Here is a 26,058-nt window from a genome sequence, read left to right as displayed (position 1 = left end):
ATAATCTAAGCTAGTGTCAGATACAACACAATACTCACATAAAGAAGTAGAAAGCAGATGGACAAAGAACTGGCTCTCTAATGAGCTATTTGCCTGCCAAATTAATGAAAATCGTGGCAAATTCAGTATTGCTCTGCCGCCTCCCAATGTTACAGGTGAGCTGCATATGGGGCATGCCTTAAGTGGAACTATCCAAGATATTTTGATTCGTTACAACCGAATGAACTCTAAGGACGTGCTTTGGCAAATTGGAACTGACCATGCTGGTATCGGTACTCAGATTGTAGTTGAAAAAGATCTTAAGAAGACTGAACATAAACGTAAAGAAGATATTGGACGTGAAGCTTTTATTGAAAGAACCAAGGCTTGGAAAGAGGATTATGGGAATCGAATTATTGAGCAGATGAAACTGCTTGGTTTTAGTCCTGACTATAGTCGTGTTCGTTATACGATGGATGACCATTATGCAGATGCTGTCAAGAAGACTTTTATTAAGTACTTTAATGATGGCAAGATTTATCGTGGCAAACGGATTGTCAATTGGTGCCCTAAGTGTCTAACCTCACTTTCTGACCTTGAACTTGATAAGCAAGCTTGTAGTAAAAAACTATATGATATTAAGTATATTTTAAAATCTTCATTGCCAGGAGCTTCAGTAGCGTGGCAAACCAGTCTTGTCATCTCTACAACCCGTCCGGAGACTATGTTTGGTGACACTGCAATTGCCATCAATCCTGCTGATAAAAGATACGCTGAGCTTATTGAATTATTGAAGGCAGATGCTGATTCTGTCAAAGCATTGATTCCATTTACTGGAATTGAGATTCCGGTTTTGCTTGATGAGCATGTCAAAACAGATTTTGGTTCTGGTGCAATGAAGGTAACTCCTGCTCATGACGCTAACGACTTTGATATTGCTCAAAGACACAATCTTGATAAGCCAGTAATTATGACAGAAAAGGCAATGATGTCTGACTCTGAATTGGTTCCAGATTATCTACATGGTCTTGATAGATATAAAGCAAGAGACTTGATTGTGGCACAATTAACTGAGTCTGCTGATTTAGTCAAAGTTGTTGACTATGATCAAGAAAAAGATCTTCATGATAGATGTGCTACAGAAATAGAGCCCTACTTGAGTGATCAATGGTATGTCGCTATGAAAGACCTTGCCCAGCTTGCTCTTGAAACTGAAGCGAGCGGCAAGTCAAAGTTTGTGCCTGAGCGCTATGCCACTACATTTAAGGTGTGGCTTGAAAACATTCAAGACTGGTGTATTAGTAGACAGATTTGGTGGGGACATCAGATACCGGTTTATTACTACCATGACGGAAATGGAGATGAGCAAGCTTATGCTGCTGAACTACCGCGTGATCCTAGTCATAGACAAGATCCTGATGTTCTAGATACATGGTTCTCCAGCGCATTATGGCCTTTTGAAACCCTCAAGTCTGCCAATGGTTCACTTAAATTAACTGACTGGGATCAAAAAGTCTTTGAGAATTTTTATCCAACGAGCGTGCTTGCAACAGCAAGAGAGATTATTAATCTATGGGTAAGTAGAATGATTTTTTCTAGTCAGTATCTAGAAAACAAAGAACCATTTTCTGATATTTTGATTCATCCAGTAGTTCAAACGCCGGATGGTAAGCGCATGAGCAAGTCTAAGGGTAACGCAATTGATCCACTTGAATTGATTGAGAAATACGGTGCTGATGCTAGTCGTATGTGGTATGCCAGTGTTGGTGTGCACGGTCAACAAGATGTTAAGTTCCCTGGTCGTCACGATAAAAAGACAGGTTGGTCTTCTGATCAAGTCGATCAATATCGCAAATTTGCTAATAAATTATTCAATGCAACTAGATATGTTCTGATGCAAATTGGTGATGACTTCAAGGCTCAACCGATAGAGAGTTTGGACTTGAATAGTTTCAATGCCGCTGATACTTGGATCACTGACAAGTTTGCTACTTTACTGGAAGAACTTGAACTTGCTTTTGAGAATTATGATTTTGCTTTGATTCAAAAATCCTTGTATAGTTTTCTTTGGTTTGATTTTTGTGATTGGTATATAGAGCTTTCTAAGTCAGATACTGAACTGACAACAACAACTAAACAAATTTTGTTTCATATTCTAGAGACTTGCCTGCGTGCCTTGCACCCAATTATGCCGTTTATTACTGAAGATCTTTGGCAACACCTGAGGTCAGAGACTAGTTTTGATCAAATTGATGATTCGATACTTGATTTGAGTTTGGAGTCAAAATACCAAGCTTCAATTTCTTTTGCGCATTACCCAGCTAAACAGCCTCAATTGAAAGATAAGACAGACGCTGCAAAACAAATGTCTTTTGTGATTCAAGTCATTGGTACTTTGCGCAATATTAGACAATCTCTTGGTGTCTCTTGGTCTAGCCCTCTTAAGTTGTTTGTGAAGACTTCTTCTGAGTTTGAAAGAAATGCGATAGAAAGCTCTATTGCCTTTATTAAAAATATAGCTAAAACAAAATCAGTTGAATTTACCGAAGCAGAAGTTGCCAAACCTGCCTCCATTAATTTATTAGGGGAAACCCAATTGATAGTGCCTCTTGCTGGTTTAGTAGATTTGACTAAGCTCAAAGTTAATATAGAGAAAAAAATTGATAAACTCAATACAGATATTATGGTATTGGAGAAACGCCTTGGTTCTGACAACTTTGTCAAAAACGCTGCGCTTGACAAAGTAGAGGAAACTAGAGCCTTATTAGAGGATTGTTTTAACCAAAAGTCGCTGTTTGAGCAGGAATTAATGTCCTTAACCTAGACTTAACCCAGAATCGCTTAAATAGAGCCATAGGACCATGGCAGTAAACATTTCTGAAATTGATAAATCAATCGATCTAGCTCAATCAATAATTGACGCTAGACCTGTAGATGTTGTGCCTGTAAGTCATAGTTTTAATTATTTTTCTAAACAACATGCAAGACCAAACAAAGAAAGAACTGAGCTAGATCTAGAAAATGAACATGTGATCTTTACAAATCCAGGACAAGCACTCTCTGTTGAAATGAGATTACCACCTGCTGATCTTAGGGTGGGGGCTCACCCGCAGCATAATAGCCCAGGTTCTTTTCGTAGTAATTTTGAAACTATACCATCTTTAACTTTGGATGATTACCAAAATATTCATACCCACCTTTGTCTAGAAGAGAAAGGTTATGTTCCAAAAGTCGCATGTTTGACTCGTAAACATATAGATAGAGTTGCTCATCAGTTTGCTAATCTTAGTTATAGATGTTTTAGAGACATGATGTGCTTGGTAGATGAAGCTAAGCGTGACTTCAATGTTTGGTTAAAGATACCTGCTGGACATAGTGAGTTTGTAAGTTATAGAGACAAACAAATACCGATTAATTGTGATATCGATATTGCCTATATTAATCCACGACTGCAATTGATACAGTATATTCAAACAGTGAAATATAATAGTGATTTAAAAATAATCGATCTAAGGCATGTTGTTTTTGAAGCAGGTATGCCATTAGTTGCAAACCAAAGTTGTTTTGATAAATTTGGTAATTTGCGCAACATTGCACATGTTGGCGTTACCGGTTCAGAATCAAATGCTTTTCAGAATTCTTTAGAAAGACTTGATGATGGTACTATAATTTGGACTAGCTCAGATTTTAAGAATGGACAAAAATTAACTGGTGCAGCGATACTTCGAGATAATGGGCAAGTGATTTTACTTAAAGATGGTGATAAAACAATGGCAGAGTTTTCGGCTCGTAATCTAGGGGCTGAAGGAATTAATACTAAGACACTTGCTTGGACTGGTAAGTATTCAGCTGACGCCTGTCTTACTGAAGTCGAGGATAAATATATAATTAGAACTGAATACAAAGAGGCTGTAAGAAAGCAGGTTTATCAGATTGTTGATGGGGCGTGTATACCGGGACCTGAACCAATATTCGACCCATTAAGGCTACTCTAATCTGCCCATCTGCGGCGTTACGCTTGACCTCGTTGGTGTTAACCAACTTCGGGAACGCCCTGCGGGGTCTCACCAGCCTTGCAGATGAACAACTTAGATCAGCCTTAGTTTAATTACATCTGAGGTATCTGATGTTAGAATACGTTTATGGCTGCCGAAGAGCAAGAACCAAAAGAAAAACCAGTTGTTGATGAAGTTGATCTTCGTCACAAATATGTTTATGTTGGTGGACATTATGCCTATAAAAATAGTAGTAAGAAAGCTACTAGGCTTGATCCAAATAATTTAAAGCAATTGATTTTAATGGCAAGACCAGGTCAAGCTTCTGCGGTTAATATTTCAATGCCGAGTGATGATGAGAGGGCTGGTGTGCATCCACAACACAATACTGTTGTTCCTTATGATGAAGATGGTTTTGAATTGTCAGCATCCTTTATTAGTTCTATGGAGTTGATACCTTCAAGGACTATGCTGCCATATCACAATTTGGCTACTCTTAAAGATCTTAAACAATCTAATTTTGAAGAACATATTTGTTCTTTGACTAAACAAAGACTAGACAAAGTTAAGTCACAGTTCTCTCATTTGAGTGAGTTTGCATTTAATCAAATGTTGAATATTCCTAGACCAGACAAGAGGGATTTTTCTGTGTGGGTCAAAAAAATCGAGAAATCTAATCAAGTTATTATTGCTTTTCCAGCGACTAAGTCACGCAAGACTATTTTTGCACAAGTAATTCAATACACAGATGAAAATCATATACTTGGAATTAAACATTGTAGTTTCAGTGAGTCAGAGCCTTTGGTTATTAATGAATCCTTTATTGATACATTTGGTAATTATAGACAGATCGCTCATTTGGGACCTAAGGGTAAGAGTGAGTATCTTAACTCTGTTGAAAGATTTGATGATGGTTCTGTGAGTTGGATTGTTAGTTACCAAGGTGAAAATGGCGCAGCTGTATTAAGACCTAATGGGGAGATTAGTTTTGTTGAGAATATGATTAATCATGCTGCTCATATAGCTGCCCGTAATCTTGGTGCAGAAGGTGTTGAAGATGGAACATGGACTGGAGAGTTTGATGAACTTGCTTGCCAACCTGATGCTAATGTAATGCAAGAAGTTTTTAAAGATAAGGTGAGATCTCAAATTGGACAAATTATTGATGGTGCAGCTATTCCTGGTTTGGATCCAATTTTTTGGGTTGAGTTATAAGTTAATATTGCTCTGCAATCGTATAGCGTATGTTCGCTTCGCTCACTGCATACTAAGCTCACGGCTTCTGCTTAGGCTTCGCTGTTTCGTATGATGTTAGAGCAAAAGTGGCAGGACGAAGTCCATAAGCCGAGCATAACCGTATAAGTCAGCCAATTTGACTTATACTCTACTATCCAAATACATCTTAGCTAAATCCAAATCCTCAGGAGTCGTGATTTTGATATTGCTTGGGTAACCCTCTACTATGCAAATTGGGTGATTGAGTCTTTCTACCAGACTCGCTGAATCTGTACCGGTGAAATGATCTTCCCTTGCTTTATTGTATGCTTCGATTAATAGATCAGCCTTGAATACTTGTGGAGTTTGAGTAAACCACATGTGGTCTCTTGGAATATTTTTTTTGATGATTATATCTTCGCCCTCTTTGTATGCTAGTTTGATTGTGTCTAATATTGGTCTTGCTACTATTGCTGCACCAGTTTCTTGTGCTTTGGCAATAACTTTTTCAATGGTGTCCTTTCTGACGAGGGCTCTCACTGCATCATGTATTAATATATAGTCGGGATTCCAGTCAGTCTCTTTTAAGTAATCCAAACCATTATGAACACTTTCTTGCCTTGTTTTGCCGCCTTTACAGATTTGTATGTCAAGATCTGGGTGTGCCATTTTGATGATTTTTCTGGTGTAGACAAGATCTACTGTTGGTATGATGATTTTCGATACCAAGCCAGTTTCAGCTAAAGCTCTTATGGTTATTAGGATTATTGGTTCGTTATTGAGTGTCAGAAACTGTTTAGGTTTTTGACTATTCATTCTTTTACCAATTCCACCTGCTGGTATGATTGCTACTATGCCCATAGTTAAATTCTAGTGCATTATTGTTCTCTTTGAGCTTAAATTAAGCTTAGTCTTTGCTATCATTGAGACACTTTGCAAAACAAAGTTGTGCTAATGATATCGACATAAAAGGTCGAAACGGTGCAGATACTAGTTTCGTTGCTGGTGATAAAAATGACTGAGATAGGAAAACCAATGACTGAAGGACTTAATTACATAGCAGAGTATCTTGATCACTTGGATGCTAATAATATACTGAGTTTTAATTCTCTCCGTTTATATAAAAGAGATTTGTTGGATTTTGAGTCGTTTTGTATTGTTAAATACACTCAGGGTTTTGATCTGCGTGAGCTTAGTGCAGAGATCTTAAACAGGTTTGCAAAACAAATTGAGGATCAAGGACGTAGCACAGCAACTGTCAACCGTAAACTAACTGCGATTCATGGCTTTTGGATTTGGATGCGTGAGAAGAATTTAGTTTCGCGAGATCCTTTTACGCAAATCAATCGTTCTCCTCAATTCAGAAACAAGGCTCCTACTACTTTAACTGAAGAAGAGATTATTTTGCTCTTGGATTTTCCTGAGCATGATCTGAAGACAAAAATGCTACTTGAGCTTATTTACGCAACAGGAATTAGAGTCGGTGAACTTACACAACTTACAATTGCTGACCTTGATGTAGAGAATCAATTAATTACTATCCCAAGATCTACTCGCTCAAAAGAAAGAGTAATTCCGTTTAATCAATTACTTGCAGAATATATCAAAGAACATATTCAAAATGAAAACTTGCAGACTGAGTCCAAACTCTTTTTGAATCGTATTGGCAAAGTAGTTTCTGAGCGTGAAGTCTTTCGTTTGATAAGAGAAGCATCTAAGGCAGCAGGACTCAAAACTAGAGTCTCACCATCGATATTACGTAATAGCTTTCTAAAGCATATGAAACAAAATGGCGCGCATGAAACTTTGCTTAGAGATATTACTGGGCAGAAGAGTGTTTTGCTTTAAAGTCTGTACACAAAACTCTCTCTATTAGACTTACTGCAAAAGTCGGAATTATCCTTAAAGCAAACGCAACATTCGTTGTGGTTGCTACTTTTTTTAAAGCGACATCACTAGCAAAACGGGGTTTTGCAGGATGTCTATTGAGACAACTTCGGATCCAGCCTGTCCCTTAAATAATCCCCCAGTATATTAAACGAAAACACAGCCCCAAAGATCAGCAAGGATGGTGACCAGATTAACCATGGTCTTGTGAGTATATTACTCAGATCTTTGCCTTCAGCTAAGATATTGCCCCAGCTTGGATCAGGTTGATTGATCCCAAGTCCAAGGAAACTCAAGGCTGATTCACCTATGATGAAACTTGGTATCGAAAGGGTTATAGCAATAATCAAAAAACTTGCCGTGTGCGGGATTAAGTGCTTGGTGATAATGACTAAGTAGTTTTGACCGATTGATCTTGCTGCTTCAATAAATTCTTTTTCTTTCAGTGAAAGTATTTGACCGCGAATTATTCTCGCTAAACTCGCCCAGGAGATAAATGAAAGTATCAAGGTGATCATGGCAAAGCGCTGAAAATTGCTCAAGCTCGCTGGTAGTATAGCTGAAAGAATAATTAGTAAATAAAAACTCGGGAAGGACATGATAGCTTCAGCTAGTCGCATCATCAAGTTGTCTACCCAGCCACCAAAGAAGCCAGAAATTCCTCCGTAGATGATACCGATGGGAAAGGCGATGAGTAAACCAATGAAACCAATTGTAAGACTTGGTCTACCACCATAGATTAATCGAGAGAATAAATCCCTGCCAATTCTATCTGTTCCTAATAAATAAAACTGAGCTGGTTTTTCTACACTAACAAGTTTGCCATTTTGAAAGAAGCTCAAATGATATTTACCTTGATCTCTTATTTCTTGACTTTCTTTTTTGAAGCTAATTTCATTGAGCTTGTATTTCTGTGCATAGATATATGGACCTTGTTTGTCCCAGTAAATATGACTAGGCTCAGCATAACCAGCTGTGGGGTTTTGAAATAGTGGATCATAGGGTGCTATAAAATCAGCAAAGCCAATTGCGCTATAGAGAGTAATTAGTATAAATATGCAAATATAAACAGCTATAGGCAGCTGTTTTGCTTTTCTTTTGTTGTTTTTCTGTGTTTCAACAAAGATCATATATAATTATATTAACCTATGACTTTGATTAAATATAATTGCATAGCATTAATTCTTCTGTCTTTGACAGCTTGTAGTTTATTCTCTGAAGATTTGAGCTTGGCTCAAGATTTTGCTAATCAGGGACATTATACGGAAGCGATTTCTATATTAGATACTCATAAATCCAAAGCGAGTCAAAAATATAATTCAACCGTTAGAGTTGAATACGGAGAAAAGATCTTGAAAGATCTGGAACGTGATCAACAGGAAAGATATAGTGAAGCCATGGATTTATTTGAGACAGCACTGAAGTTGGACGCCAAAAATACGAGAGCTAGAGTACTGTACCTTGCAGTTCTCAAACTTGAAGAGAAATGATTGAATTAATAGTTATATTTATTCTTACCTACTTCGTTGCGGCTATTCCGAGCGGCTACTGGATGGCAAAGGCTTTTGGAATCGATCTTCTTCATGAAGGAAGTGGCAGTACCGGTGCTACTAATGTATTGCGCTTAGTTGGTAAGTGGCAGGCTGGGATTGTGCTTGCTGTTGATATACTTAAGGGGTTTTTACCGATTTTTTATACTAAGGATTTTTTATTGGAGAGTGCTAACCCGTGGTTATTATTTCTTTTGACTTTGTTGCCGATCTTGGCTCATAGTAAAAGTATTTATATCGGTTTTCGTGGTGGTAAATCATCTGCTACTGGACTTGGAGTTTTACTTGCCTTGAACCCGGCTGTTGCTTTATTTACAGTTGCCATTTGGTCTTTGGTTGTTTTTAAATCTGGTTACTCTTCGCTAGGTTCAATTGTTGCTGTGCCATTAGTACCAATTTGGTTGTGGATCTTTGGTGAAAGCATGCCAGTGATTGCCTTTGGGCTTGTTGCTTTTGTTTATATTGTGCTTATTAAGCATAGAGCCAATATCATGCGACTGGTGAAGGGTGAAGAGTACAACTTCAAGAAATAATTATTTCAATCAGCTCATCATAGCTAATCCCCGCAGCCTTTGCTTGTGCTGGAAGGTCACTAGTGCTGGTCATGCCTGGTAAAGTGTTTAGTTCTAAAATATATGGTTTTTCTTTGTCAATTATGAAATCAACGCGAGCTGGACCCTGGCAGCCTAGTGCTTGATATGCTTGCAATGCTGTCATTTTAATCTGCTCTGTTAGTTCAGTCGAGATTGCAGCCGGTATAATAAACTCGGTCATGCCTTCAGTGTATTTTGCTTGATAATCATAAAACTGATTTTGCGATCTTAATTCAAGTAATGGTAGGACGTTGAGTTTCCCGTTTAGCATAATGATACTTGCTGTTAGCTCAATACCTGTAATGAATTTTTCGACGAAGTAATTGCTCAAATCCTTTGACCAATTAGCTTTGCTTAGCTGGTCTTGATTGTCAAATCTCTCAACCCCAAGACTTGAGCCGCCATCGATTTCTTTTAGAATTAGTGGACCTGAGACCAGGATTTGTTTTGAAACTATCTGGGCTGCAGAGTAGGTTTCAAGTATTGGTAAATCATTGGCTTTGAGAATGGTTTTGGTTTTGACTTTGTCCATGCAGTTGGCACTTGCCTCTGCTGGCGAACCGGTGTATTTAATTTGAGCTTGGTCTAGAATTGCTTGCAACTGACCGTCTTCACCAAACTTGCCGTGGGTCATTAAAATAGCAAGGTCTATATTTTGCTTAATTAAGGTTGCAAGTCCTTCCATTGAATCTAAACTGAACAACTTGGTATTTTTGTAACCTAGTCTCAACAAGGCTTGATAGACATTGTTGCCAGAACGCAAGCTCACTTCTCTTTCTTGAGAGAAGCCTCCGCAGATTACAACTAGTTTAGAATTTTTGTTTAACACTAATTTTCTTTCTTCTTTCACCAATTCTATGCAGTCTAACCTAATAATGTATAGTCCTGCAATTGCAAGAATTATTTTAACAGGCAATTGGTAATTAAATGGTAAAGGTTTCTATTTAGCTATACTCATACCAAGTTTCTCTATTAATTGATGATCTTTTGATTCACCAGCAAGAGGAGTTGTTAATAATTTATCGCCGGTGTGAATACTGTTGGCGCCAGCTATAAAACAAAGTGTTTGCAGTTCATCATTCATATTGAGTCTTCCAGCTGATAGTCTTACCTTGGCTTGTGGGATCATGATTCTTGCAATTGCTACCATTCTGACTAAATCCATATTGTCGATTGGCTCGGCTGCTTCAAGTGGAGTGCCTGCAATCGGCACTAGGACATTGATTGGCACTGAGCTTGGTTGCGGACTAAGGCTTGCTAGAGTTGCGAGCATTGATTTGCGGTCTTCGATATTTTCACCGATGCCAAGTATGCCACCAGAACAAACATTGATACCAGCATTTTGCACTGCTTCAATTGTGTTTAATCTATCTTCAAAAGTTCTGGTGCTAATGATATTGGCGTAGTTATCTCTTGAGGTATCAATATTGTGATTGTAACTATGTAAGCCGGCTTCTTTTAATTGGTTGGCTTGCTTTTGATTAAGCATGCCAAGTGTGACACAAGGCTCCATGTCCATTGCTTTCACTTCTCTGACAAGATGAAGTACTGAATCAAATTGTTTACCTTCTGGAATTGATCTCCAGGCTGCACCCATACAAAATCTAGTTGATCCCTGTGCCTTAGCTTCTTTGGCTTCTTCAAGGATTTTGCTTACTTCTTGTAATGGTTCAACTTCAAGTCCAGTGTTGTGCCTAGCAGACTGAGAGCAATAGCTACAATCTTCTGGGCAGGCTCCTGTTTTGATACTACTAAGAGTACAAAACTGTATTTCGCTGGGGTTGTGGAACTCCCTGTGCACTAATTGTGCTTTAAAAATCAATTCAGGAATTGATAGCTCAAAGAGCTCGTCAATTTGCTTTAGTGCAAGATTTTCAGACAGTGGCTGCTTGTTTCTTTGCGTTTCGTTTGCTATGTTTGTTGGATTTTCCTTGACCTTCATTCCCCGGTATACCTCTTTTGAGTAAGGGCACTATCGCTGAGATAAATGCTCTTCTATTGCCTTGAGATTTTATCACACACTCAGCTGATGCTGGATCAATTTCAAAGTATTTGGAGGCAACTGCAATTAATTCTAATTTCATTTGCTCTACTATTGCTGGAGGCATTTGAAAACGGTCATGAATAACCATTAATTTCATACGATTGGTAGCTGATTCCCTGCTACCTGCGTCTTTTAAGCCAAACAACCACTGTATTATGTTTTTCATTATCTAAATATCGCCTTTATTTTACTCATTAAACCTAAGCCTTTACTGAGGTTCATAAATGGAACATCTTCACCTAGTAATCTTGATGCTATGTTTTTGTATGCTTGTCCTGCATTTTTGTTATTTGTTAGGACTAGTGGTTCACCCTTATTTGTTGAAATAACGATATCTTCGTCATCCGGTACGATTCCAATTAAGTCAACAGAAAGAATTTCTTTGATATCTTCAACCGTCATCATTTGATTTGTTTCGATTAAACCAGGTCTAATTCTATTGATAATCAAATTGATTGCTTCAAATTGATCTCTTCTTGCTTCAAGTAAGCCTACGATACGGTCAGCATCACGTACTGAAGACATTTCTGGTGTTACTACGATTAGTGCAATATCAGCACCTGCAATACTGTTTTGGAAGCCTGATTCAATACCTGCTGGACAATCAACTAAGATAAAGTCAAACAATAGTCTGAGGTCTTCAACCAATGCTTTGATTTGCTCTTCGTTAACGGCTGTTTTGTCGCGAGTTTGTGCGGCCGCAAGTAAGCACAAATTAGGTAATTTTTTGTCTTTGACCAAAGCTTGTTTAATTTTGCAAGAACCTTCGACTACGTCAACTAAGTTGTAGACAACCCTGTTTTCTAGCCCCATTAGAATATCGAGGTTGCGCAGCCCGATATCCATGTCAAGAACGCAAACGCTCTTACCCATATCGGCAAGTGCCGCTCCTATATTGGCCGTGGTGGTGGTTTTGCCAACCCCTCCTTTGCCTGATGTTATAACTATGACTTTTCCTGTTGACATGATTTGATGCTTCCTTTAGTTAACTAAAATAACTCCTGATAATTATTTCATCGTTTTTGATTTTGACAAGCTCTGGTTTCATTGAGCCGTCTTTTTTATTTCCGGTGAGAATACTGAGAGCTGATTTTTTATTGCTACCTTGTTTTTTGATTTCAATGATTTTGTTAGCGATTCTTAGTTGACCCGCTTCTATTTTCATCGCAACGATTTTTGCTTCGGTATCGCCGTCTGCGCCTGCATGTGCGATGCCACGAAGTGTGCCCCAAATAATGATATCCCCTGCTGCAACTATTTCGGCAGATGGATTAACATCACCCATTACAAAAACATTGCCTGGGTATCTTATGAGTTGTCCTGATCTTAAATTTGCTTCCACGTATAAAGTCTCTGGAAGAGTGCTGGTGTCAACGATTTCTTTTTCTGTTTTTTCTTCAGCTACTTCTTCTTGCATCTTGAATGCATCACTTGTTTTATTATTTTCAAGTGTTTCGTTATTACCGTTGCTAATTGACTTTATAGAAATATTGTTTTGATTAAGTTTGGATTTTACTTCGCTAATAATTGATCTTGAATCACCACCTATTTGATTTACGTCAACATCTACAGGAAGTATTAGTGAAACAGATGAACCAGATAAAAATGCTGAAGAGTCTTTAGTGAAAGCACCAAGACTGTCTAGAAAATCTGCAGCTCTTAGGTCTTGCGCCGATAGGTCTAAGAATGTTCCTTTTTTATTCTGTTTGATTGCTATTTTTGGCATCTGGATAATATACTCAATCTTTCCCCTTTATTATATATGAAAGCTAGGAACTTGCAAGCTCTTTTTACGTCATATTTCAAGTTCTGCTATTTTGGATCATTTTTTGCATATTTTGCTTTTATAAAGTAGAATAGTTGCGTAATGGTCGATGAAAAATCTCTAACATTATTAAAAATCAAAGTTTATCAACTTGTCTTGATACTATTGTCTTTAATATTGGGATACGTCTTTATCAAATTTACTGCACCACTGCACGAAATTGTAATGGCATTCGCAACGGCCGTCTTGCTTAGTTATCTTCTTGCAAGCCCAGTTGCTTTTATGACGAGGTTTATTCGTTTTAAAGCCTTATCCGTGGGACTTATTTTTCTTGCTTTTGTGGCATTAATAGCTCTTTTGGTTTATAAAATTACTCCAGTAGCTGCATTGCAAGTTAAAGCATTGAAAATTGCTTTGCCAAACTTGATTAGCAATGTAGATAGTTTTCTTGCTCATATTAGTTACTTTTTAAACAATAATTATCAAATTCAATTACCTCTTGAATATTTTGACAAAAATCAATTACTTAGTCAATTGATGACTTTTCTAACTAGTTTGAATATACTCGGTTTTGGTGATACTTTAAGTGGCGTGATTTTCAACTCTGTAGCTGCTGCTATCTATGTTGTGCTTACTATCATACTCAGTTTTTATATGTTGATTGATGGTGATAGAGCATGGAGGCTTTTCTTGGTACCGTTTTCGGACAAAGTTAAAACACATTTGGGTTATATTAAAGAAAAAATAGATATTTCCTTACATGCTTATATCGTTGGGCAATTTGAAATTGCTTCACTCACCTCACTTGTCATGTTGATTACTTACTTGATACTTGGTGTACCTTACGCTTTATTATTTGCTTTTGCACAAATGCTTGAAATCATACCGGTGATTGGAACTTGGGTTGCAATTGTCCCTTGTCTTAGTATTATATTTTTCACATCTGGAGCCTCTAAAACATTTATTGTGTTGGCTGTTTATTTGATTTATAGTCAATTTATTCGTGATAATTTTATTGCACCTAAAATAATGGGCAACGCTTTAGGCTTTCATCCTTTGGCAATCATCCTTGCCATTATTATTGGTGCTACCCTCAAAGGTGCTTTTGGAGTGATTTTTGCTCTCCCTGTATTGGCAATGGCTGTAGCCATCGTTGACTATTTTGTAGAGTTGAGAAGACTGAAAGTGCAAACTAGTCGTGGTAATTAGGGTTTTGCAGGATGTCTAATAGTTGAAGTGCTCTTGTAAACAGCAGTTGACTGAGCCTCAATTAGGATTACCAAAGTGAGTATAAAACGGTTGTGGTAAAGCCCCTGATCTAAAGAAGAAGTCAAGTCCCGTTCTGGACCGTAAGGTCCCCGAAGTAGCTGGATCTTTGAGGACAGATTTAATAGATGTCTATTGATGTATCGATATCTATTGACCACGCATGAATGCCACCGGTTAAATTATATAAATTAGTATAACCATGTTGGTCTTGCATCCAGGCAATTACTTTTTTGCTGCGCCCACCATGATGACAGTGAATTACAACTTTGGTATCTTTGGGGATTTCTTTAAATCTTTCGGTGATCTCAGACATGGGGATTAATTTTCCGTCAAGATTGCAGTATTCAAACTCAGAAAGGTTGCGTACGTCAATTAAGCAATAGTCTTCAGATTTGTCTTGTAGTTCTTTGAGTTCTCTAACGCTAATTTCTTTTATTTCCATAACAATATCAAGTTGAATTAGTAGTTGAAACTAATTATAAAACAAGATCCTTGACCAAAATCACTGGTACTTGATATTTCCCCATGAAGTGCCTCTACCACATCTTTGCAGATAGTTAAGCCAAGTCCTAGTCCTGAGATATTTTCAGTTTTGGGATTTTTGGCTCGATAAAATCTCTCAAAGATTTTTAGATTTTCTTCTTTTGTCATACCAATACCATTATCTGTTATAAACAAAGAGAGTTTATGCTCGTCAGTGTTGTCTTTTATAGCACAGTTGATTTCACCACCTTCTGGTGAGTATTTAATTGCATTGATAAGAAGATTCTCAATTACTTGTCTTATTAATTTTCTATCGCCACCGATTAATGGATAACCATTGGGGGGGTAGTTGAAGCTGAAGATGTAATTTTTATGCAGTGGTGAGAGACTTTCTACTACATACTTTGCGATTTCGCCAAGATCGAGTCTTTCAATATTAACAACCCAACCCTTTGTACTAGCACGGTTGAGTTGTAGTAAGTCATCAATCATTCTAGACAGGCGACCTCCGGCTGATTGGATTTGTTCACTAGCTTCTCTAATTAGGTCTGGTTTAATTTCATGTCTTTGTAAGATGTTACTAAAGCCCATGATACTTACAAGGGGGGTTCTTAGTTCATGAGATACGTTATTAATTAATTCTGTTCTGGTTCTATTTAATTCAACCAGTTGTTGATTCTGCTCTTCTAACGCAGCCAGTCTCTCAAGACTTGCTTCTAGAAAGCTTTTGAGGTTATTGTATATTGAATTAGAGATATCTTTGATTTGTATTTTTGATTCTGGATTTTTGTTCTGAGGCAATATGATATTGTGAATCATAGCGGCAAGTTGATCCATGAATGACCACAATAGTTCGAAACTGCTGGAGTCTATTTGATTTGGAGTTTTAATATAAACTAGCCCTAAGATCCTCTCACTATTTTCAAGTGGAAAAATAATTTCGTTTTTTGAAATATGTGACGGCTCTTTGTGTAGAAATATATTTTCTATCACTTTGCGACTGAAGAAGTCAGAACTAGCTAACTTATCAATCCCTTTTTCTGCGTTATTACTGGTGGAAAGATCATCAATTAAATGAATTTCAATATTGTCAATTTGTGTATATTCAATGAGTGACTCTTTGACTTTCTCTATTATTTTTTCTACGGATTCAAGTTCTTCTATAATTTTAAGTAGGGTACGTAGCCAGTGCCAAGTTATTGATTTGTGTTCTTTCTCAACTACCATAAGTCATATAATTGTACCTGATTTTTTTATTCCGAATCTAGTGAAAACTCGAGAGCTTGTTCTCGGAGGATTGAACGGAATGATGATCAAAGTTTTGCCGGTCATTTTCGAAGAAAATGATGAATTTGCCAAAAACTTGTTTGCTTGTAGCCAAGTAAGTTAAATTCATGGCAAAACTTTATTGGCTGTAATAGAGTTCTAATTAAAGAGGCACTAGGAAATAAAAGGTCTCAAGCCTTATCTTAGTAGTTAGCTCTGTTAGAACCTTGTATTTATGAAGCCGACTAGGTAAACTTCGTTTTGATTCTGAGCGAGGCGTCATAGGGACCGAAACCTACGTTTGCTCTAGTATAATTGATTTGTTTTGAAATATATATTGCTGGTTTTGAAAATATAGCGCTAATGCTAGAATTAGACAGTGCCATTAATCTTCATTACCTTATTAGACTTACTGCAAAAGTCGGAATTATCCTCAAAGCAACTCGCAACATTCGTTGCGGTTGCTACCTTTTTTAAAGCGACATCACTAACAAAACTTTGTTTTGCAGGATGTCTATTGTCATTACTCTTTGTGCCAGCTTCAACAAAGTTGTCAAATAGTTTTGCTGCTAATAAATTGCAATATGGTGAGCCATTTAGTATGGAATCATTTCCTTCTAAGCTAGGCTATACCGGTTATGCTACATATAATATTGATAAAGACTGGAAACTCAAAGCCTTCTTGGTAAATGATCATGTTAAATCAGAACATCTGGTGCCAAAAAATATTCCAAGTGCCAAGTTGTCTCGAGATGAAGTTCGTGAATGGGCATTAAAGATGTTTGATCCAGCATTGAGAGGTCCTTATAGAACAAAAGTAACTCAATATAAAGTTGAAGGACATTTCTTTGATAGAGGCTTGATTGCGTATGAGTATTTTATTGTTAATAAAGCGACTCAAGGTTATCAAGGAGTCAAAGTTTTGTTTTTTGAAAAAGATAGATCTTATGCCAGTATTAATCCAAAAGCATATTTATGAACAACAAAACGAAGTTTTGTCAGAGATGTCGTAGAATAAGAGGTCGGAACGGTGCGAAGCACAAGTTCCGTTAAGGTAAGGATTATGGGTTTACAAATGGAGAGGATAGTAGAAGAATTTAATTTTGGTCGTGACAAGCGTTTCAGGGGAGATATTGGTCAATCAACACTTTATATTATTCATGAGCTTGATGCTAAACAACTTGAAGCCAGTATAACTAAACTTGGTCAACTCTGCCCTTATAAAAACTTTGTTACCGTTCATTTTGATAAAATTGAAACTGAATTAGCTACTTTAGTTGATAAAGCTAATGCTGCTGTATTAATAATGCATCTATCACTTGATAATGAGATTAATACACATCGCAAAATTTCAAACAAGATCCTCTCATATGGTATCTTTCAATTGAATCCTTATAACAAAATTGCAAAAATATTTGATGATAAATATTTATTTTATGCACTAATGATGGCTAACGCTGTTAGCCAACCAAAAACTTGGTTGTTAGAAAAATCTAAACGTTCTGTTCGAGGAGATAACAATGACTTGCACAGGAAGTACATAGAATACCTAAACGATCTTCTCGATATTCATAAGTACAAGAGATATGTTATTAAACCGAGATGTGGCACTGAAAATATTGATTGTATTTCAGTTGATAATTTAACTTGCACTGAATCGCTGGAACAAATTGAGAAAATACAAAGTTATGATGATTGTATTTTGCAAGAAGCAATTGAGTTCTCTTCTGAATTTAAAGTACTATATCTTCATGGTAAATTCTATGCTAAAAATCAGATTAATAAGCCTTTAATGGCACAGTTAAATGATTTCCTTGATTTATTGGATGATTATGCCAAAACGAATGAATTGATAATGCCAGAGATCTTTTCTTTGGATGTTTTGGAGACTATGGATAAGGGGTATTTATTTTTGGAAGCTAACATACGACCAGCCGCTATCCATCAATTTTGATCTATCTGCTCAATCTGCTGCGTTACAATTTTCCGTCATATTACGGGGACTCAGTTCCCTTGTATTACTGTTTTAAAGCCTTACTATACTTCTCAATAAACTCATCATATCGAGGATCTTCATGATACTTCTTGCTAAGCCAAGAAGCTACTTTATATGCCTCCTCATATTTTTTGGCTTTGAGGGCTGCATCAAAGTAGTAGGCTTGAATAATTTGTACATGAGGATAAAGCTCAGCGTATTGTTTTGAGAGTTGATAAAAGACTGGGCTATTTTGACCATGAAGCAAACTAAGTAATAATTTGGCACTATATGGATTTTGTGAGGCTTCGACGCTTAATTCTTGAAGGAAGCCTTGTTTGTATTCTTCTTCTTTTACGTGAATATAGAGTTGCAATTCTGTTTGTAAGTTATGAGGATCATAAACATAAGCAAGGTTGAGATGATCTAGCAAGTTGTCTTTCGGTCCGTATTGTTTGAGATACATTGCTTTAGATAGAATCCCTGAAGCGATAGATTTGCGGCTATTGTATGAATACTTGTCCTTGAGATAGTTTGAGGGATTAGCTTTGCGGTAATTATTGATGGTTTCTTTTTGTTCTAGTTTGTTGATAAAAATGAAATTATTAAAGTCTTCAAATACTTTGTCTTGGATTTCTTTATTAGCTTTAAAGTTGTTGCTAGCAGGATTAAAGTAGTATTGTAATAGTTGATAACGCCAAACTTGTTTGGCACCGATATCATCAATCGAGTCTATGGTATGAGACCAAAGCTTCTCTCCGTTTGCCCAGTCAAGACTTTTGACCCAAGATCTCGTTGCGAGTATTAGTACTAAGATGCTGACTAGAACAATTTGATTTTTTTTGAGATGCCTTGAGAGATAAAATACTAGGGCTATGATTAGTCCTAAGCTAAAGAGGTAAGTATAACGATTACGTGCAAGGCAATAGACTGGAATAATATTGAGTGAAAGCGAAATGCTTAGTCCTGCAAGAAATAAGGCTCCAGAGATCATTTTTTCTTTGTGGAAATAAAATAATGCATAGATCAATGCAATTGAGATAGCTAGGCAGCCAAGATGAAAAACACTAAAAGCATTTTCTAGTATCATGCGATGTTGCTCATCAATACTAAGTTTGATAGGAAAAAAGAATAATCTTAGATGATGGAAGAGGATTTGCGGAGCTAAAACAAAAGTTCTTTCAAGAAAGTCAGTATCAATTAGGTTCGTTTGCGAGCAGCCAATATTTGATCTGTGCCAAAAATAACCAATCAGTGACATAAAGGCAATGATAGCTTTAACCCATCTGTGTTTATAGTCACCGCTAAATAGGATTAACACTAGTACCAAGGGTGTTATGACCGTCATCTCTGAACCCATATAGCCAAGAGAGAGACAGGCGAATGAAACTAGTAGACAGAGAATCAGTAGTTTACCTTCGGTCTTTAAGAGGTTAAGGTAAATTGCTATAAAACTAAAGAAATGAGCAAAAAGAAAACCTACACCTGATGTGAGCATATTGATTGCTTCATGATGTAGAGGATGTACTGTCCAAATTAATACACTAATGAAACTAAGCATTTGATTATTACTTATTCTTCTAATGATGAAAAATAAGAGAATTGAATTTATGATGTGCAATAAATAATTAAAGAAGAAATGGAAATGCCAAGCACTTGCTCCCCAGATTTTGTAGCCAATGGCTGAACCGTATTGTTCAAGGGGTCTGTGGATGATGGTTTGTTGATTGGTCCAGGCTGTATTGAAGCTACTAGAGAAGCTGTTCCAGAAGAATTGAAGGCTTCGTGCTAGGTCTCCATGTATAACTTCATTGTCGACAATGAGTTTGATGTCATCATAACCAGTGAATTCGCTTGTGAGACTAGATGACCAAGTAATTACTGCAGCAATTACAATCAAACAAACTTGTACCTTTGTGGAACTTAATTTATTTTTGATATTGCCCAGCTTCATATGCTTCAATGAATTCCTTTATTGGTTCTTTTAGATGATGACTGATACTTAAGATCTTAGCCTCTTGATATGCTTCTTTATATTTAGCTTGTTTAATAGCTGCTAAATAAGTATATTCGTGAATATAGTTTATGGTAGGGTAAATCTGACTATATTTTTGTGCTAATTGAAATAATAACTGCCAAGCTTGTCTTTGCTTGAGTGCTTGCATGAATTTATTTGCTTTCACAAAACTTTGTTCAGCTTGCTTATCAAGGTTGCTAATTAGCTCATTCATTAAGGTTTGATCATTGGATAAAACTAATAATTCCAGATTATTGAAGAAATGATCCTCGTCGTATTGTCTAGCTAGTTCTAATTGATGAATGTAAGCTTGAACTCCCAATGTTTTTTTGTTAAAGTTGGCTGTATAGTGAATCGCTGAGGCAATTGATTTAGCTTTAATATGTGAATATTTCTCAAGAATATTTTTGCGTGGGTCAAATGTTTTTGCTTGCTTTATCGTTTCTGTTTCACTAAGTCTAGGATCTGTTAAGAATTGATTGAAGTCTTCTAGGCTTGTTTGGTTTACTTTGTTGAGAGATCTTTGATATTTAAGTAATTTATATTTCCAGATTTGTTTGGCACCTGGATCTTCGATACTGTCAATTGTTTGTTGAAATAGTGTCTCACCATTTTTCCAATCATTATTACGGATATACGATCTTACTGATAAGGCTAGGATTAAACTACCAATAAAGATGATAGTTGTTTTGGGATATTTTCTAGGTTTCAATTGTCTTATAATTAATGCTAATGCGAGCACTATACCAAAAACAAAGATATAGGTATATCGATCTCTAGCTAGGCAATAGATCTCTGTGATATTGAGAGATACAGAGATGTAGATTGCTGCGACTATTAATGAGTAAGCTGCTGCTTTCTGTTTGTGACTAAATAGATATATTATTGTACCAATAAAACTAATAGCGACTAGGAGACTAACAAGATGATAAGCAGTGAATGGATTCTCTAATACTAGCCTGTGCTGCTCGTCGATACTAAGAACGGCTGGATAAAATACTAGCTTGAGTTGAGCTAAGAAGATTTGTGGGGCAAGGACTATCAGTCTTTCGATGAAGTCTGTAGCAGCTCCGTGTTTGGCAGCAAGCATTATATCCATGCGCAAATAGAGATAAATTAATAAGCTAGTTATTGCAAGTAAAGATTTTCTTAGTTTGTAGCTTTGTTCTGAACAATTAATTATTACAATTAACACCAGGGGTGAGATCAGTGTCATTTCAGAACCAAGGTATGAAATGAATAAAAATATACTTGCTAATAATAGATTGAGATTTCGCACGATTGTTTCTGTCTTAAGGCTACTAAGAAATAAATAAAAAGCAAGGAAGCAAAAGAAGTGAGCTAGTAGAAAGCCAGTACCTGAGCTGATCATGTTGATAGCTTCGCTATGCAGAGGATGTACTGCCCAAATGAGTACTGCAACAAATACAGCTAAGTGATGCTTGATTAAGTTACGACAAATCAATAAGAGTAAAATACTATTGCATATATGAATTAAGTAATTGAAAAAGAAATGATAATGCCAAGGGCTATCTCCCCAGATTTTGAAACCAAAGACGGCTGCGTACTGCTCTAGTGGTCTAAAGATCACAGTTAGTTTGTTGCTCCAGTTACTATTGTAGCTAAATGCATAGTTATGCCAAAAATTGTCAAAAGAACTTAATAGACTATTTTCAAGAGCTTTATTTTCAAGTATTAATCTTAGATCATCATAGCCAGAAAATTCAGTGTTAAGACTTGAAGACCAGGTGATTGCGCTAATTGCAATCAATATGAGTATTTGTAGTTTGATTGATCTGAGTTCATTGAACATTGTTTAAGTGCTCCTTGAAAATATGACTACTTTGGAAATTACTGGTTAATTCATTTACTAATTTGGGATATTTGGGGTCTTTAAGTATCAACATTGAATCTAGTAGAGACTTGGCTAGGATTGGATGTTTCTTGGCGTCTCTGAGTATCTTCGGAAATACTTGCTCTGAACGGCTTTTGTCCCAGACATAGAGTTGCATATTGTTTTGGTAATGATCAGGATGATAAAAATAAGCCAGGTTGAGTAAGGTGATCATTCTTTCAAATTCTTTTTGCTTTTTAAGTAACATTGCTTGTGAGAAGATTCCAGAGGCTATTGATTTATTGTCGTTATAACTGTATTTATTTTTTATACTTTTGTTCTTTGTATTATAAGCAAGAATGGTTTCTTTTTTATGTAAATTATTATCGATAATGAAGTTATTGAAATCTAGAGTTATTTGTTTTTGGATTATGGGATCTGCTTTAAAGCTTTGAGTGCCAGGCTTGTCATAATACTGTAAAAGACGGTATCTCCAGACTTGTTTGGCTCCTATATCTTTTGTGTTGGTGATCGTCTGTGACCAAAGTGTCTCTCCATTTTTCCAGTTTAAGCTTTGCTGCCAGGATTTATTTCCCATTGTGACAATTAAAGGAATTGCAAGAAGGTATTTGTATTTTGTTTTGATATATTTGTCTGTGATTAAAACTAGTGCCGTTATAATACAGAGTGAGAAAATATAAGTATAGCGGTCTCTAGCTAGAGTATAGAGAGGGACTATGTTTAAGGCTAGTGAGATCGAGATAGCTGCAATTGCAATAGTTGCTGATATCTGCTTATTTTTTTGATAGAAATAGACGATAACAGTAATAACTAGTATCGAGATTAATATTGAAACTGTGTGAACTAGTGAAAATACATCACCGAGTATCATATTATGCTGTTGGTCAATGCTTAAATTGTTTGGATATATGACTTGTTTAAGTTGGTGAACAAATGTCTGCGGTGCTAGTACGAGTATTCTTTCTGCTAAATCAGTAAATTCAATATTGTTTTGGATGATACTGGATCGCTGAATAAGATAGGCTAAGAAACTCGCAGAGACTAGGGAGAGCTTCCTCCAGTAATGACTGTCTCCCTTGAGCAATATCGCAAGTATTGGAGTAGCTAGTATTGCCATTTCGGATCCAAGGTAGCTCAGGAAAAATATAGCGGCACTAAAGAGAATGGCAAACAAATTACTTGAGTAAAGCATAATGAGTATCGCAATAAAAAATAAACAATGCGCTACAAGAAAGCCAGCCCCTGAAGTGAGCATATTAATAGCTTCATGACCTAGTGGATGAACTGTCCATAGACAAGTGATTATAAGTGCAAGCTTCTGCTTTGTGATGAATTTACTTATAATAAAAAATACCAGGACTGAATTAATGATATGAACTAAGTAATTAAAGAAGAAATGATAATGCCAAGCACTTGTCCCCCATATCTGATAGCCTATTGCGATCATATATTGCTCAAGTGGTCTATAGATCACAGTGGGAAAATCTGCCCAAGCTGTATTGAAGCTTCCAGAAAATGTATTCCAAAAGAAACTAAGACAATGCAAGATACCCTGTTCAAGATGTTTGTTTTCTACAATGAGTTTGATGTCATCATAACCAGTAAATTCATTAGTTAAGCTCGATGACCAAACTAAAGCTGAAATGAGAAAGATGATTGATACTGATTTGAGTTTATCCGTCATCTGTTTTATCGAATGATTATACTAACGACTCCAGAGATAACACCAATTGTTGCAACTTGCATGAGTTTAAACATAAATATTCCACTTTGTTTGAGTTTGCTGTGAGGTACCCAGATCATGTCACCTTCTTTAAGTATGTATTTTTCTTCACCGATTCCTTTGTCATAGGCATTGAATACTTGCTTTGGGAAATTGATGTTCTGTTCATCACGACTGCCGTCGATTCTCTGTCGGATTAATTTCACTTTGGTTTTGTTAGATGTGATGCTAAAGCCACCTGCCTTGCCTATTGCATCATAGATTGTTTTGATGTCCCTAATTGGATAGCTACCAGGATTATTTACTGCACCTACTACAGTTACATTGTTTGATATACGATAAATAATGATATCAACCTTGGTCTCTGATTCAAGTTTGCTTTCCATCGTGCTAATTAATTGCTCTTGAGTGAGTCCTTCTACTTGAATCTCACCGACCCCGGGGATGGTTGCTTTGCCATTGGGCAGCACTGGAATTTTGTTGTAGATCTCTCTACCTGATTCGTTTTTGTAGATGACAGTTAGTTCATTATCAAGCTGTATGGTGTAATGCTCTTGATTAGTATGAGAAACGAGCGGAGCTTCTGCCAAGCAGGTCTGTGTAGTGCTTAGCAGTAGACAAAGTATAATGAATAGCTTATTTAGTTTCACTGAGCTTTTGTATTATGCTGTTGTAATCTCCATGTTCATATTTTTTGATGTACTTATCAAATATTGGATTCTCATGATATTTTTTAACGATTTTCTTTGCTAAAGTATACGCATCTTCATACTCATTCTTGTAGAGTGCACCGTGGAAGGAATAGACATGAAAAACTTGAGTATTCGGAAATTTGTCTTTGTACATTGAAGCGTATTCATAAACCCTAGGGTGTTTAATGAAGAACATTCCATCCATAAGTCCCTTGGCTAGGAAGGAATTATTACTTGCGTCTTTTGTCATCTTGGCTAATAAGTAGTTTGTGAATTTTTCGTCTTTGCCGTAAGTGTGAATAAACATTTGCAAATTGGTTTGGAAATGTTCAGGGTAATAAACGTGTGCGAGTTTGAAATAATTCAAAGCATTGACTCCGTCTTTTTTTTCTACTGCAGTTGTGGCATTAAAGAAGAGAGCTGATGCAAGTGTCTTATTGCCGATATAACCATATTTGTTTTTCAGATAGTTTTTGGGATCTTTGGCAGCATCTAAGTATGACTTGATAACCTCTTTATCATTAAGTTTGTTTGCAATTCCAAACTCATTGAAGTCCTTCTGGGCTTGAGCTTTGAGCTCTTCGTTAGGTTTAAATGTTTTTGTCCCTTGATCTTGATAGTATTGAATTAGCCTATAGCGCCAGTTTTGTTTAGCACCAAGGTCATCAACTGAGTTCATGGCGTGAGACCAGAATCTTTCACCATCATGCCAATCCCAACTCTTGACCCATGATCTTGCACCAAGCGCACAGATGACAATAACTAAAATAGTGAGCCATTTATTGACATTGTAGTTTCCGCGACTAAAGATGTATTTATCAAGTGCAACAATAATTGCCATCACCATGCCCATGACAAAGAAATATGTGTATCTATCTCTGGCAAGGCAATAGAGAGGGATGATATTGATTGAAATTGAAATACTAAAGCCGGCAAAGAACAATGCTCCACCAATCATTCTGTCGTGAATTTGGTATTTAGGATCTTTCGCTGTTAGGTAATAAAAAATTCCAAAACAAAAAGCTGCTGCAATTAAAAAGCACATGATATGGAAAGCGCTATATGGATTATCTAACCAGACATTGTGATGCTCATCCATACTCAGTTTGTTTGGGAAGAAAAATAAACGAATGTGATGAAAGAAAATCTGAGGTGCAACTACAGTGACTCTTTCTATTAGGTCAGCGATACTTTTGGATGCCCATTCACCTTGCTCGGAAACGATACTAGATCTATGTGCATAGTAGGTTAGGAATGATGTGATCATAAAAAAGATTTTGGCAATTTCATAACCGTAGGATTTGTAATCACGTTTGAAAATACTATTGAAAAATATGAATACTAACATAGGTGTTGCAATTACCATCATCTCAGAACCGTGATATGAAACAAATTGGCATGCCCATGCCACCATGATGAGAAATAGTCCTAGAGGGCTTCTTAGGTCCTTCACGTATAGGTTAATTAAAATGCAAGTCATACAGAGAAGGGTTGACCAAAGGAAGCCTACTCCAGATGTCAGCATATTAACAGCTTCATTGTGTAAAGGATGCACAGCCCAAATTAAAGTGATAACCAGTGGCACCCACCAAGAAATTCTTGCTGACTCCATAATTATTGCTTTTGATTTACTATGTTTCTTCGATTTGCTTTTGAGTTTTGATTCAACTGATGTTTCTGCTGGGACTGCTTCTGTACCATCGGTTGCTGTACCGAATATTTTACTAAGTATAAAGAACAGAATTATAGC

At 36.6% G+C, this 26,058-nt stretch carries 23 protein-coding genes; 9 read left to right on the top strand and 14 right to left on the bottom strand.

The window, feature by feature from the left end:
* Window positions 1-13 precede the first annotated feature (13 nt).
* From O3C63_02770 to O3C63_02760, 3 genes are all read left to right on the top strand, one after another.
* On the top strand, window positions 14-2,803 hold the full coding sequence (locus O3C63_02770) for a valine--tRNA ligase (GenBank protein MDA0771845.1): 2,790 nt from the start codon (window positions 14-16) through the stop codon (window positions 2,801-2,803).
* Window positions 2,804-2,840: 37 nt separating this feature from the next.
* Window positions 2,841-3,974: a hypothetical protein gene (locus tag O3C63_02765; protein ID MDA0771844.1), complete on the top strand. Its 1,134-nt coding sequence runs from the start codon at window positions 2,841-2,843 to the stop codon at window positions 3,972-3,974.
* Window positions 3,975-4,121: 147 nt separating this feature from the next.
* Window positions 4,122-5,189, top strand: a complete 1,068-nt coding sequence (locus O3C63_02760) for a hypothetical protein (GenBank protein MDA0771843.1) — start codon at window positions 4,122-4,124, stop codon at window positions 5,187-5,189.
* A 162-nt stretch (window positions 5,190-5,351) separates the two neighbouring features.
* Here the strand turns inward: O3C63_02760 and ispD are convergent, their stop codons facing one another.
* Entirely contained in the window at window positions 5,352-6,050 is a 699-nt protein-coding gene (ispD, locus tag O3C63_02755; GenBank protein MDA0771842.1) for a 2-C-methyl-D-erythritol 4-phosphate cytidylyltransferase, read from the bottom strand.
* Between the two features lie 153 nt (window positions 6,051-6,203).
* Between ispD and O3C63_02750 the strand changes: the two genes are divergently transcribed.
* Entirely contained in the window at window positions 6,204-7,037 is an 834-nt protein-coding gene (locus tag O3C63_02750) for a tyrosine-type recombinase/integrase (protein MDA0771841.1), read from the top strand.
* 134 nt (window positions 7,038-7,171) lie between these two features.
* Here the strand turns inward: O3C63_02750 and O3C63_02745 are convergent, their stop codons facing one another.
* Window positions 7,172-8,206 (bottom strand): ABC transporter permease, encoded by a 1,035-nt coding sequence (locus O3C63_02745; protein MDA0771840.1) that lies wholly within the window; start codon window positions 8,204-8,206, stop codon window positions 7,172-7,174.
* 18 nt (window positions 8,207-8,224) lie between these two features.
* On the opposite strand from O3C63_02745, the gene O3C63_02740 reads away from it, so the two are divergent.
* Both O3C63_02740 and plsY read left to right on the top strand, forming a co-directional pair.
* Window positions 8,225-8,566 carry a tetratricopeptide repeat protein gene (locus O3C63_02740; protein ID MDA0771839.1) on the top strand — a complete coding sequence of 114 codons (342 nt, stop codon included), beginning with the start codon at window positions 8,225-8,227 and terminating at the stop codon, window positions 8,564-8,566.
* Window positions 8,563-9,159: a glycerol-3-phosphate 1-O-acyltransferase PlsY gene (gene plsY / locus O3C63_02735; GenBank protein MDA0771838.1), complete on the top strand. Its 597-nt coding sequence runs from the start codon at window positions 8,563-8,565 to the stop codon at window positions 9,157-9,159. Before O3C63_02740 ends, plsY begins: the two co-directional genes overlap by 4 nt.
* Here the strand turns inward: plsY and O3C63_02730 are convergent.
* The 5 genes from O3C63_02730 to minC all read right to left on the bottom strand — a co-directional run bounded on the left by O3C63_02730 (window position 9,149) and on the right by minC (window position 12,989).
* Window positions 9,149-10,069: a D-alanine--D-alanine ligase gene (locus tag O3C63_02730; protein MDA0771837.1), complete on the bottom strand. Its 921-nt coding sequence runs from the start codon at window positions 10,067-10,069 to the stop codon at window positions 9,149-9,151. The two genes, plsY and O3C63_02730, sit on opposite strands and share 11 nt — an antisense overlap.
* Before the next feature lie 90 nt (window positions 10,070-10,159).
* The gene (bioB, locus tag O3C63_02725; protein ID MDA0771836.1) at window positions 10,160-11,161 is read right to left on the bottom strand and encodes a biotin synthase BioB; all 1,002 of its coding nucleotides are present in this window, start codon (window positions 11,159-11,161) and stop codon (window positions 10,160-10,162) included.
* On the bottom strand, window positions 11,094-11,429 hold the full coding sequence (minE, locus tag O3C63_02720; GenBank protein MDA0771835.1) for a cell division topological specificity factor MinE: 336 nt from the start codon (window positions 11,427-11,429) through the stop codon (window positions 11,094-11,096). Before minE ends, bioB begins: the two co-directional genes overlap by 68 nt.
* Window positions 11,429-12,229 (bottom strand): septum site-determining protein MinD, encoded by an 801-nt coding sequence (gene minD, locus O3C63_02715; GenBank protein ID MDA0771834.1) that lies wholly within the window; start codon window positions 12,227-12,229, stop codon window positions 11,429-11,431. Before minD ends, minE begins: the two co-directional genes overlap by 1 nt.
* A gap of 19 nt (window positions 12,230-12,248) precedes the next feature.
* On the bottom strand, window positions 12,249-12,989 hold the full coding sequence (gene minC / locus O3C63_02710) for a septum site-determining protein MinC (GenBank protein MDA0771833.1): 741 nt from the start codon (window positions 12,987-12,989) through the stop codon (window positions 12,249-12,251).
* 141 nt (window positions 12,990-13,130) lie between these two features.
* Here minC and O3C63_02705 point away from each other — a divergent pair, with 141 nt between their 5' ends.
* The gene (locus O3C63_02705; GenBank protein MDA0771832.1) at window positions 13,131-14,237 is read left to right on the top strand and encodes an AI-2E family transporter; all 1,107 of its coding nucleotides are present in this window, start codon (window positions 13,131-13,133) and stop codon (window positions 14,235-14,237) included.
* A 178-nt stretch (window positions 14,238-14,415) separates the two neighbouring features.
* Here O3C63_02705 and O3C63_02700 read toward each other — a convergent pair whose 3' ends face one another.
* Window positions 14,416-14,739, bottom strand: a complete 324-nt coding sequence (locus O3C63_02700) for a rhodanese-like domain-containing protein (GenBank protein MDA0771831.1) — start codon at window positions 14,737-14,739, stop codon at window positions 14,416-14,418.
* Window positions 14,740-14,756: 17 nt separating this feature from the next.
* Window positions 14,757-16,007 carry a HAMP domain-containing sensor histidine kinase gene (locus tag O3C63_02695; protein MDA0771830.1) on the bottom strand — a complete coding sequence of 417 codons (1,251 nt, stop codon included), beginning with the start codon at window positions 16,005-16,007 and terminating at the stop codon, window positions 14,757-14,759.
* Window positions 16,008-16,563: 556 nt separating this feature from the next.
* On the opposite strand from O3C63_02695, the gene O3C63_02690 reads away from it, so the two are divergent.
* Both O3C63_02690 and O3C63_02685 read left to right on the top strand, forming a co-directional pair.
* On the top strand, window positions 16,564-17,025 hold the full coding sequence (locus O3C63_02690) for a hypothetical protein (protein MDA0771829.1): 462 nt from the start codon (window positions 16,564-16,566) through the stop codon (window positions 17,023-17,025).
* Between the two features lie 84 nt (window positions 17,026-17,109).
* On the top strand, window positions 17,110-18,000 hold the full coding sequence (locus O3C63_02685; GenBank protein MDA0771828.1) for a hypothetical protein: 891 nt from the start codon (window positions 17,110-17,112) through the stop codon (window positions 17,998-18,000).
* Window positions 18,001-18,064: 64 nt separating this feature from the next.
* On the opposite strand, the gene O3C63_02680 is transcribed toward O3C63_02685, so the two are convergent.
* The 5 genes from O3C63_02680 to O3C63_02660 form a co-directional block, all read right to left on the bottom strand.
* Window positions 18,065-19,975, bottom strand: coding sequence for a hypothetical protein (locus O3C63_02680; protein ID MDA0771827.1), 1,911 nt, complete (start codon window positions 19,973-19,975; stop codon window positions 18,065-18,067).
* The gene (locus O3C63_02675) at window positions 19,950-21,851 is read right to left on the bottom strand and encodes a hypothetical protein (protein MDA0771826.1); all 1,902 of its coding nucleotides are present in this window, start codon (window positions 21,849-21,851) and stop codon (window positions 19,950-19,952) included. The genes O3C63_02680 and O3C63_02675 overlap by 26 nt, the downstream gene beginning before the upstream one ends.
* Window positions 21,841-23,577: a hypothetical protein gene (locus O3C63_02670; protein MDA0771825.1), complete on the bottom strand. Its 1,737-nt coding sequence runs from the start codon at window positions 23,575-23,577 to the stop codon at window positions 21,841-21,843. Before O3C63_02670 ends, O3C63_02675 begins: the two co-directional genes overlap by 11 nt.
* Window positions 23,578-23,582: 5 nt before the next feature.
* On the bottom strand, window positions 23,583-24,206 hold the full coding sequence (locus tag O3C63_02665; GenBank protein MDA0771824.1) for an SLBB domain-containing protein: 624 nt from the start codon (window positions 24,204-24,206) through the stop codon (window positions 23,583-23,585).
* A 46-nt stretch (window positions 24,207-24,252) separates the two neighbouring features.
* On the bottom strand, window positions 24,253-26,058 hold a 1,806-nt coding region (locus tag O3C63_02660; protein MDA0771823.1), incomplete at its 5' end, for a hypothetical protein.

The organism is Cyanobacteriota bacterium (assembly GCA_027618255.1).
GTDB lineage: Bacteria > Cyanobacteriota > Vampirovibrionia > LMEP-6097 > LMEP-6097 > JABHOV01.
Note: the sequence above shows the minus strand (reverse complement) of the source record. Positions and strands in the feature narration are given on the sequence as shown.

Excerpts from the sequence above, each read along its gene's own strand:
- O3C63_02765 (MDA0771844.1), top strand. The coding sequence starts at position 2,841 with ATGGCAGTAAACATTTCTGAAATTGATAAATCAATCGATCTAGCTCAA.
- O3C63_02760 (MDA0771843.1), top strand. The coding sequence starts at position 4,122 with ATGGCTGCCGAAGAGCAAGAACCAAAAGAAAAACCAGTTGTTGATGAA.
- ispD (MDA0771842.1), bottom strand. The coding sequence starts at position 6,050 with ATGGGCATAGTAGCAATCATACCAGCAGGTGGAATTGGTAAAAGAATG.
- O3C63_02750 (MDA0771841.1), top strand. The coding sequence starts at position 6,204 with ATGACTGAGATAGGAAAACCAATGACTGAAGGACTTAATTACATAGCA.
- O3C63_02745 (MDA0771840.1), bottom strand. The coding sequence starts at position 8,206 with ATGATCTTTGTTGAAACACAGAAAAACAACAAAAGAAAAGCAAAACAG.
- O3C63_02740 (MDA0771839.1), top strand. The coding sequence starts at position 8,225 with ATGACTTTGATTAAATATAATTGCATAGCATTAATTCTTCTGTCTTTG.
- plsY (MDA0771838.1), top strand. The coding sequence starts at position 8,563 with ATGATTGAATTAATAGTTATATTTATTCTTACCTACTTCGTTGCGGCT.
- bioB (MDA0771836.1), bottom strand. The coding sequence starts at position 11,161 with ATGAAGGTCAAGGAAAATCCAACAAACATAGCAAACGAAACGCAAAGA.
- minE (MDA0771835.1), bottom strand. The coding sequence starts at position 11,429 with ATGAAAAACATAATACAGTGGTTGTTTGGCTTAAAAGACGCAGGTAGC.
- minD (MDA0771834.1), bottom strand. The coding sequence starts at position 12,229 with ATGTCAACAGGAAAAGTCATAGTTATAACATCAGGCAAAGGAGGGGTT.
- minC (MDA0771833.1), bottom strand. The coding sequence starts at position 12,989 with ATGCCAAAAATAGCAATCAAACAGAATAAAAAAGGAACATTCTTAGAC.
- O3C63_02705 (MDA0771832.1), top strand. The coding sequence starts at position 13,131 with ATGGTCGATGAAAAATCTCTAACATTATTAAAAATCAAAGTTTATCAA.
- O3C63_02700 (MDA0771831.1), bottom strand. The coding sequence starts at position 14,739 with ATGGAAATAAAAGAAATTAGCGTTAGAGAACTCAAAGAACTACAAGAC.
- O3C63_02695 (MDA0771830.1), bottom strand. The coding sequence starts at position 16,007 with ATGGTAGTTGAGAAAGAACACAAATCAATAACTTGGCACTGGCTACGT.
- O3C63_02685 (MDA0771828.1), top strand. The coding sequence starts at position 17,110 with ATGGGTTTACAAATGGAGAGGATAGTAGAAGAATTTAATTTTGGTCGT.
- O3C63_02680 (MDA0771827.1), bottom strand. The coding sequence starts at position 19,975 with ATGAAGCTGGGCAATATCAAAAATAAATTAAGTTCCACAAAGGTACAA.
- O3C63_02675 (MDA0771826.1), bottom strand. The coding sequence starts at position 21,851 with ATGTTCAATGAACTCAGATCAATCAAACTACAAATACTCATATTGATT.
- O3C63_02670 (MDA0771825.1), bottom strand. The coding sequence starts at position 23,577 with ATGACGGATAAACTCAAATCAGTATCAATCATCTTTCTCATTTCAGCT.